The organism is Thauera phenolivorans, from assembly GCF_001696715.1.
GTDB classification, from domain to species: Bacteria; Pseudomonadota; Gammaproteobacteria; order Burkholderiales; family Rhodocyclaceae; genus Thauera; species Thauera phenolivorans.
On the sequence record NZ_MBFM01000003.1, the window covers coordinates 99,095 to 106,348 of the forward strand.

The window sequence follows — 7,254 nt, forward strand, 5'->3', positions numbered from 1 at the left end:
CATGACATTAATCTCCTCGACGGTGCTCCAGCCCCGCAATCGCTTTTGCTCGAATTATAACCCGCCGTTCCACGGTAATTCGTGAAACCCTGCCGTTCGGCAGGGTTTCACGCTGCCTTGTCCTGTACGCGAAGCGCATCAGGACATGTGCAGGCCACCGTTGATGTTGATGGTCGCACCGGTGATGTAGGCAGCCTTGTCGGAGGCCAGGTAGGCGCACAGGTCGCCGATTTCGTCCGGACGGCCGAGACGCTTCATCGGCACGGTGTCGATGATGCCCTGACGGATGTCCTCACGGATCGCCATCACCATGTCGGTGCCGATGTAGCCCGGCGCTACGGCGTTCACGGTCACGCCCTTGGTCGCCAGTTCGGCGGCGAGCGCCTTGGTGAAACCGAGCACGCCGGCCTTTGCGGTCGAGTAGTTGGTCTGACCGGCCTGGCCCTTTACGCCATTCACCGACGAGATGTTGATGATACGACCCCAGCCGCGCTCGGCCATCTTGGCTGAAACATGGTGGGTGACGTTGAACAGGCTGTTCAGATTGGTGTTGATCACCGCATCCCACTGGCCCTTGTCCATCTTCGGGAAGAACTTGTCGCGGGTGATGCCGGCGTTGTTTACCAGCACATCGATCGGGCCGACTTCGGCCTCGATCCTGGCCACCATGGCGGCGCAGGACTCGTAGTCGGACACGTCACCTTCGGCAGCGACGAAGTCGAAGCCGAGGTCGCGCTGACCAGCGAGCCAGCCAGCCTTCGGTTCGAAGTTGGGGAGGCAATTGGCGACCACCTTGAAGCCGTCCCGGGCGAGAGACTGGCAGATCGCGGTGCCGAGGCCACCCATGGCACCGGTCACGAGTGCGACTTTCTGGGACATCTTGAGATCCTTTCTTCGCGTAATTGTGTGAGGCTGGCGCTCCCCGGGGAGGGATCCCGAAGTTCGCCGCCACTTGCTGCGGCAGCGCAATAGCTCCGTCGCGAAGACATTATAGACTTGCCCGCTCCGACGTGTTGCGCCGCAATAGCCAGGAGCGCTTCATAAGGTGTGGAAGACCCATAAAAAGAAGGCGCACCCCCTGCGGGGCGCGCCTTCCCGGGCGACTTCGAGCCGTCCCGGCTCAGTACATGTGCTGACCGCCGTTGATCGAGATGTTCGCCCCGGTCACGAAGGCGGCCTCCTCGGAGGACAGGTAGGCCACCAGCCCTGCGATTTCTTCCGGCTTGCCGAGACGGGAGACCGGGATCTGCGGCAGGATCTTGGAGTCGAGGATTTCCTGCGGGATCGCCATCACCATCTTGGTGCCGATGTAGCCCGGCGAGATGGTGTTGACGGTCACGCCGTTGCGCGCGACTTCGAGCGCCATCGCCTTGGTGAAGCCGTGGATGCCGGCCTTGGCGGCCGAGTAGTTCGTCTGGCCGAAGGCGCCCTTCTGGCCGTTGACCGACGAGACGTTGATGACCCGGCCCCACTTGCGCTCGACCATGCCATCCATGACCTGCTTGGTCATGTTGAACACCGAGTCGAGGTTGGTACTGATGACCGCATCCCAGTCGGCCTTGGTCATCTTCCTGAAGGTCATGTCACGCGTGATGCCGGCGTTGTTGACGAGAACATCTACCGGGCCGACCTCCTGCACGACCTGTTCGACGCAGGCCTTGGCGGAGTCGAAATCGGCGACGTCGCAAGGATAGGCCTTGAAGCCGTATCCCATGTTGTTCATCGCGTGCAGCCACTCGGACGCCTTGGTGTTGTTCGGCGAATGCGTGGTGACCACCTTGTAGCCCAGCGCCGCCAGCTTGATGCAGATCGCTTCGCCGAGACCACCCATACCACCGGTTACCAATGCAACTCTAGACATTGCTTCCTCCTCTCCCTGGAAAATCACTCAAGGGCGGGCTTCCCAACTTCCCGACAGTGCCCGCCCATACTCACTGTCGCAATCGCTGTCCGTCGGACGAAATTCAGGCCCTTTGTTTGACGTAACGCCCCGGCGCCGGCTCGATCGGCTCATATTTCGTGCTGCCGAGGCGACCACGGGCGGCGACCTGCTTGCCACCATGGCGCTTCAGCCACTCGACCCAGTGCAGCCACCAGCTCCCCTTCTGCTCGGTCGCCTGGTCGAGCCACTCGCCCGGCGCCGAAGGCGCGAAATCCGCGGTCCAGTAACTGCGTCGGTTCTTCGATGCAGGGTTGATCGCGCCGGCAATGTGGCCGCTCGCGCCGAGCACGAAAGTGGTCTCCCCACCGAGCAGGTTACGTGCAAGATAGGCGCTCTCCCACGGGACGATATGGTCTTCGCGCGCCGCCATCAGGTAAGCCGGCATGTCGACTTTGCCCAGATCGACCTTCTGCCCGAGCATGGTGAGCTTGCCGGGCACGCGCAGATTGTTCTCGAGGTACATGTTGCGCAGGTACCAGGTCAGGAAGGGCCCGGGCAGGTTGGTGGCGTCCGAGTTCCAGTACAGCAGGTCGAAGGCCTGCGGCTTCTTGCCCTTCAGGTAGTTTCCGACCACGTACTGCCACACCAGGTCGTTCGCGCGCAGGAACGAGAACACGTTCGCCAGCTCCTGCCCGGGCAGCAGGCCACCCTTGCCGATCGCCGCCTCGCGCGCCGCGACGCTCGCCTCGTCCACCAGGCAGCCGAGTTCGCCTGCATCGGCGAAGTCGAGCAGCGTCGTCATCAGCGTGACGCTGCTCGCCGGGTCCTCGCCGCGCGCCTTCGCCACCGCGAGCGAGGTCGCCAGCATCGTGCCGCCGACGCAGAAGCCGAGCACGTTGGGTTTCTTGACCCGGGTCACCGAGCGCACCACCTCGAGTGCGGCCAGCGGCCCCTTCTCCAGGTAATCGTCCCAGGTGAAGCCGGCCTCGGCGGGACCGGGATTCTTCCACGAAGCCAGAAAGACGGTGAAGCCCTGCTCGACGATGAACCGCACCAGGGAGTTCTCCGGCTGGAGGTCCATGATGTAGAACTTGTTGATGCTGGGCGGGATGATCAGTAGCGGCACCTGCGCCACCTTCTCGGTGAGCGGCGAATACTGGATCAACTGGATCAGCTCGTTCTCGAAAATCACCGAGCCCGGGGTGACCGCCAGGTTGCGGCCCACCTCGAAGGCGCTGTCGTCGGTCATCGAGATCCGCCCCTTCTCGAGGTCGGCGAGCAGGTTCTGGATGCCCTGGCTGATGCTCTCGCCCCGCGAATCGATCGCGGTCTTGATGAACTCGGGATTGGTCGCGGCGAAATTCGTCGGCGCGAGGGCGTCGACATACTGCCGGGTGAGGAACTGGATGCGCGACTTGGCCCGCCCGTCGGCCATCGGCAGGGAATCGGCGAGCTGGTTCATGAAGTCCGCGTTGAGCAGATAGGCCTGGCGCACGTAGTCGAACACCGGGCTCTCCTGCCACTCGGGCGCCGTGAAGCGCTTGTCGCCGGGCGCCGGTTTAGCGACCGGCTCGGCCGCCTCGCCGGGCTTGCGGGCGAGCATCGCGGACCACAGCGCAGCATGCTTCTCGGCGAATGCCTTCTGCATCGCCGCGAGGGCCTCCGCCTCCGGCATCGGAACCTTGGGTGCGGCGGCGCCGGTGGAGTCCTGCATCACCGCATGCTGACGGGCGAGCGTGTCGAAAAATCCCTGCGCCATCGCCTGGCCGGCAGCGAGCATGGCCTGCAGCCCTGCTGCGGATTGGCCGTCCTTGGAATCGGTCATCCGTTCCTCCTGGGGCGGGAAACCTGGCGCCCTGCGCCCTGCCTCCCGCTTGGTTTCTGGGGTGCACGAAGCGTTCGGTGCCCCGGCGCTACAGGCGTTAGAATCGCCCGATGTACCTGATACCGATCGCCTGGCTCTATGTTGCCGTGCTCGCCGCCGTGACCGAGGAAACGGTCGTCGGCGGCGTGCTCACATTCGTATTCTATGGCCTGGCTCCGCTCGCCCTGTTCATGTGGCTGCTCGGCACGCCGGCGCGAAGAAGGCGCAGGCTGGATCGCGAAGCCGCAGACGACCTTGCCAAAGATAGAGCCGAATCCGACGCCGATCAATAGCCATCGCGCTGAAGCGACGATGCCTGCGGCGTATCCAGCGGCAGGGCATCACGGCGCGAGCCAGACCAGCGAGGCGAAGCGGCCGGTCACGCCGTCCCGTCGATAGGAGTAGAAGCGCGCGCTGTCCGCATGGGTGCAGATGCCTCCACCATGGACTGCGGACACGCCCGCGCGCGTCAGCCGCAGCCGCGCGAGCTGGAACAGGTCCGCCATCCACTTCCCTGCGCGATCGCCTGGACGGAAGGCGGCCGCGGCGCCCGCATCGTCGCCGACGAAGGCATCACGCACCTCCCCGCCCACTTCGAAGGAGGCCGGCCCGATCGCCGGGCCGAGCCAGGCAATCACCTCCCGCGGAGGCACCTCCATACGCGCCAGCGTCGCCTCCAGCACCCCAGCCGCCAGCCCGCGCCATCCTGCGTGAGCCGCCGCAACCACGGTGCCCGCCTCATTACAGAACAGCACCGGCAGGCAGTCGGCGGTGAGCACGGCGCAGACCCGCCCTGGCGTGCGCGCCACCGAGGCGTCGGCACAGGGAACTCCGCCGCCCGTCTCCGTCACGGCCACCGTGCAGCCGTGCACCTGCTCGAGCCACAGCGGCTCGGACGGCAGCAGCTTGCGTAGCCGCGCCCGGTTTTCCGACACTGCTTGAGTCGCGTCGCCGACATGGGTGGCGAGATTCAGGCTTTCGTAGGGCGGGTGACTGACGCCACCCGCGCGGGTACTGACCAACGCGCGCACTGTCGGCGGCGCCGGCCAGTCGGGGACGATGAGGGGCAGGCTCATGAGCTGAAATCGACTCCGGAGGCGCGCAGCAGGGCGGCCAGATCGGCCGCCATCGGCAGCACCCAACTCATCGCCTCGCCGCTGCGCGGATGTGCCAGGCCGAGGCGAAACGCATGCAGTGCCTGTCGCGGGAAGGCCTCGAACAGCGGGTTACGGCTGCGTTTCGAGCCGTAGACGGGATCGCCCACCAGCGGGTGGCCGATGTGCGCCATGTGCACCCGGATCTGGTGCGTACGGCCCGTCTCGAGCCGACACTCGACCAGGCTCGCCCGCTCGAGCCTGGCGCGAACCCGGTAATGGGTCACCGCAGGTCGACCGCCGTCGACCACTGCCATGCGGGTACGCACCGTCGGGTGACGGCCGATCGGCGCGTCCACCGTGCCGTCGCGCTCCAGCACGCCATGCACCAGTGCGTGGTAGTGGCGACTGGCACTGCGCGCCTGCAACTGGCGAACGAGATCGGTCTGTGCCTCGAGCGTCTTCGCCACGACCATCAGGCCAGTGGTGTCCTTGTCGAGGCGGTGCACGATGCCGGCGCGCGGGATCGCCGCCAGCCCGGGCGCATGATGTAGCAGCGCGTTCAGCAGGGTGCCGCTCCAGTTGCCGCTGCCGGGGTGCACCACCAGTCCGGCCGGCTTGTCGATCACCAGCAGGCAGTCGTCCTCGAACACCACCCTGAGCGGAATGTCTTCCGGCAGTTCGGCGATCGCCTCGGGCGGCGGCGGGGCATCGACCGACAAAAGCTCACCGCCGGCCACCTTGCGCTTGGCGTCGGGCACACCGCCATCGACGTGGATCCGCCCGTCGCGAAGCCACCCCTGCAGACGGCTGCGCGAATGCTCGGGGAAGATCCTCGCCAGTGCCTGATCGAGCCGCAGCCCGGCGAGTGCAACCGGAATCCTCAGCGTCGCGGACGAGACGGCTTCCTCTGCTGGGCTATAATCGTCGGGTTCATTCACGCGAGTTTTTTCGATGGCAAGGTTCACCTTGAGAAGTGTAGCGGGAAAAGTCGGCCTGATCGCCGTGCTGCTGCTCGGCGGCTGCGGCATGCTGCCCGAGCAGATCGACGAGACCGCGGGCTGGAACGCGCAGAAGCTGTACTCCGAAGCCAAGGCCTCGATGAGCGAGGGCGGCTACGACCGGGCGATCCAGTTATTCGAAAAGCTCGAGGCGCGCTACCCGTATGGCCGCTACGCCCAGCAGGCCCAGCTGGAAGCCGCGTATGCGTACTACAAGTCCGGAGAAAGCGCACTCGCGCTCGCCGCAGCCGACCGATTCATCAAGTTGCATCCGAACCATCCGCACGTCGACTACGCCTACTACCTGAAAGGCCTGGTCAATTTCAACGAGGATCTCGGCCTGCTCGCCGGCCTCGCCAACCAGGACCTCTCGGAGCGCGATCCCAAGGGCGCGCGTGATGCCTTCGACAGCTTTCGCGAACTGGTCACCCGCTTCCCCGAGAGCCGCTACGCGGAAGACTCGCGCCAGCGTATGCAGTACCTGGTCAATTCCCTCGCCCAGCACGAAGTCCATGTCGCGCGCTATTACTACAATCGCGGCGCCTACGTGGCGGCGATCAATCGCGCGCAGGCCGCGGTCCTCAACTTCCCCGAAGCGCCGGCCAACGAGGAGGCCCTGTTCCTGCTGATCAAGAGCTACGACGCGCTCGGCATGGCCGAGTTGCGCGACGACAGCGAGCGGGTGATGCGCACGAACTTCCCCGACAGCGCCTACTTCAAGGGCGGGGCGCAGGACGACCGCCCATGGTGGCAGCTATGGTGACCGACTGAGAACAGGCAGTGACGAAAAGGCCCGCGACTATGCGGGCCTTTTCCTTGCTGGCCGACGCATCAGCGTCCGCGGTCGAAACTCACTTCTTCTGCGCAGCAGCCAGACCGTTGACGATCTCCGCTTTCGCATCCTCGACCGTTCCCCAACCCAGCACCTTCACCCATTTGCCGGGCTCGAGATCCTTGTAGTGCTCGAAAAAGTGCACCGTCTGCTTCATCAGCAGCTCGGGCAGATCGTCGGTAGTCTGGACCTTGTCGTACAGCGGGGTCAGCTTGGACACCGGCACCGCGACGACCTTCGCGTCCACGCCGCCGTCGTCTTCCATCTTGAGTACCCCGACCGGACGGCAACGAATCACCACCCCCGGCTGCAGCGGAAAGGGCGTCACGACCAACACGTCGACCGGGTCGCCGTCACCGGCGACGGTGTGCGGGACATAGCCGTAGTTCAGCGGATAGCGCATCGAGGTGCCCATGAAGCGATCGACGAACACTGCACCGCTGTCCTTGTCCACCTCGAACTTGATCGGATCGCCCTGCGCGGAGATCTCGATGATGACGTTGATGTCATTCGGCACGTCCCTGCCGGCACTCACGACGTCGAAGCCCATAATTCCCTCCCATGGAAAAAGTGCTGCGATT

The 7,254-nt window shown here is 65.1% G+C and carries 8 protein-coding genes; 2 read left to right on the top strand and 6 right to left on the bottom strand.

The window, feature by feature from the left end:
- Positions 1–138 precede the first annotated feature (138 nt).
- From phbB (BB334_RS07345) to BB334_RS07355, 3 genes are all read right to left on the bottom strand, one after another.
- On the bottom strand, positions 139–879 hold the full coding sequence (gene phbB / locus BB334_RS07345; protein ID WP_068806530.1) for a beta-ketoacyl-ACP reductase: 741 nt from the start codon (positions 877–879) through the stop codon (positions 139–141).
- Positions 880–1,120: 241 nt separating this feature from the next.
- Complete coding sequence (gene phbB / locus BB334_RS07350) at positions 1,121–1,861, bottom strand: acetoacetyl-CoA reductase (protein ID WP_068806533.1); 741 nt, start codon at positions 1,859–1,861, stop codon at positions 1,121–1,123.
- Positions 1,862–1,964: 103 nt separating this feature from the next.
- Positions 1,965–3,707 carry a PHA/PHB synthase family protein gene (locus BB334_RS07355; RefSeq protein WP_068806537.1) on the bottom strand — a complete coding sequence of 581 codons (1,743 nt, stop codon included), beginning with the start codon at positions 3,705–3,707 and terminating at the stop codon, positions 1,965–1,967.
- 110 nt (positions 3,708–3,817) lie between these two features.
- On the opposite strand from BB334_RS07355, the gene BB334_RS07360 reads away from it, so the two are divergent.
- Entirely contained in the window at positions 3,818–4,039 is a 222-nt protein-coding gene (locus BB334_RS07360) for a hypothetical protein (RefSeq protein WP_068806541.1), read from the top strand.
- A gap of 48 nt (positions 4,040–4,087) precedes the next feature.
- Here the strand turns inward: BB334_RS07360 and pgeF are convergent, their stop codons facing one another.
- Both pgeF and rluD read right to left on the bottom strand, forming a co-directional pair.
- Complete coding sequence (gene pgeF / locus BB334_RS07365; RefSeq protein ID WP_068806544.1) at positions 4,088–4,822, bottom strand: peptidoglycan editing factor PgeF; 735 nt, start codon at positions 4,820–4,822, stop codon at positions 4,088–4,090.
- Positions 4,819–5,781: a 23S rRNA pseudouridine(1911/1915/1917) synthase RluD gene (gene rluD / locus BB334_RS07370; RefSeq protein WP_232756682.1), complete on the bottom strand. Its 963-nt coding sequence runs from the start codon at positions 5,779–5,781 to the stop codon at positions 4,819–4,821. The genes pgeF and rluD overlap by 4 nt, the downstream gene beginning before the upstream one ends.
- A 13-nt stretch (positions 5,782–5,794) precedes the next feature.
- Here rluD and BB334_RS07375 point away from each other — a divergent pair, with 13 nt between their 5' ends.
- Positions 5,795–6,604, top strand: coding sequence for an outer membrane protein assembly factor BamD (locus BB334_RS07375; protein WP_068806550.1), 810 nt, complete (start codon positions 5,795–5,797; stop codon positions 6,602–6,604).
- 88 nt (positions 6,605–6,692) lie between these two features.
- On the opposite strand, the gene ppa is transcribed toward BB334_RS07375, so the two are convergent.
- On the bottom strand, positions 6,693–7,223 hold the full coding sequence (gene ppa / locus BB334_RS07380) for an inorganic diphosphatase (RefSeq protein ID WP_068806553.1): 531 nt from the start codon (positions 7,221–7,223) through the stop codon (positions 6,693–6,695).
- Between the last annotated feature and the right edge of the window lie 31 nt (positions 7,224–7,254).

Bases quoted from the DNA above. Each gene is read 5' to 3' on its own strand.
- BB334_RS07375 (WP_068806550.1), top strand. From the start codon at position 5,795: ATGGCAAGGTTCACCTTGAGAAGTGTAGCGGGAAAAGTCGGCCTGATC.
- ppa (WP_068806553.1), bottom strand. From the start codon at position 7,223: ATGGGCTTCGACGTCGTGAGTGCCGGCAGGGACGTGCCGAATGACATC.
- pgeF (WP_068806544.1), bottom strand. From the start codon at position 4,822: ATGAGCCTGCCCCTCATCGTCCCCGACTGGCCGGCGCCGCCGACAGTG.
- phbB (WP_068806530.1), bottom strand. From the start codon at position 879: ATGTCCCAGAAAGTCGCACTCGTGACCGGTGCCATGGGTGGCCTCGGC.
- BB334_RS07360 (WP_068806541.1), top strand. From the start codon at position 3,818: ATGTACCTGATACCGATCGCCTGGCTCTATGTTGCCGTGCTCGCCGCC.
- phbB (WP_068806533.1), bottom strand. From the start codon at position 1,861: ATGTCTAGAGTTGCATTGGTAACCGGTGGTATGGGTGGTCTCGGCGAA.
- BB334_RS07355 (WP_068806537.1), bottom strand. From the start codon at position 3,707: ATGACCGATTCCAAGGACGGCCAATCCGCAGCAGGGCTGCAGGCCATG.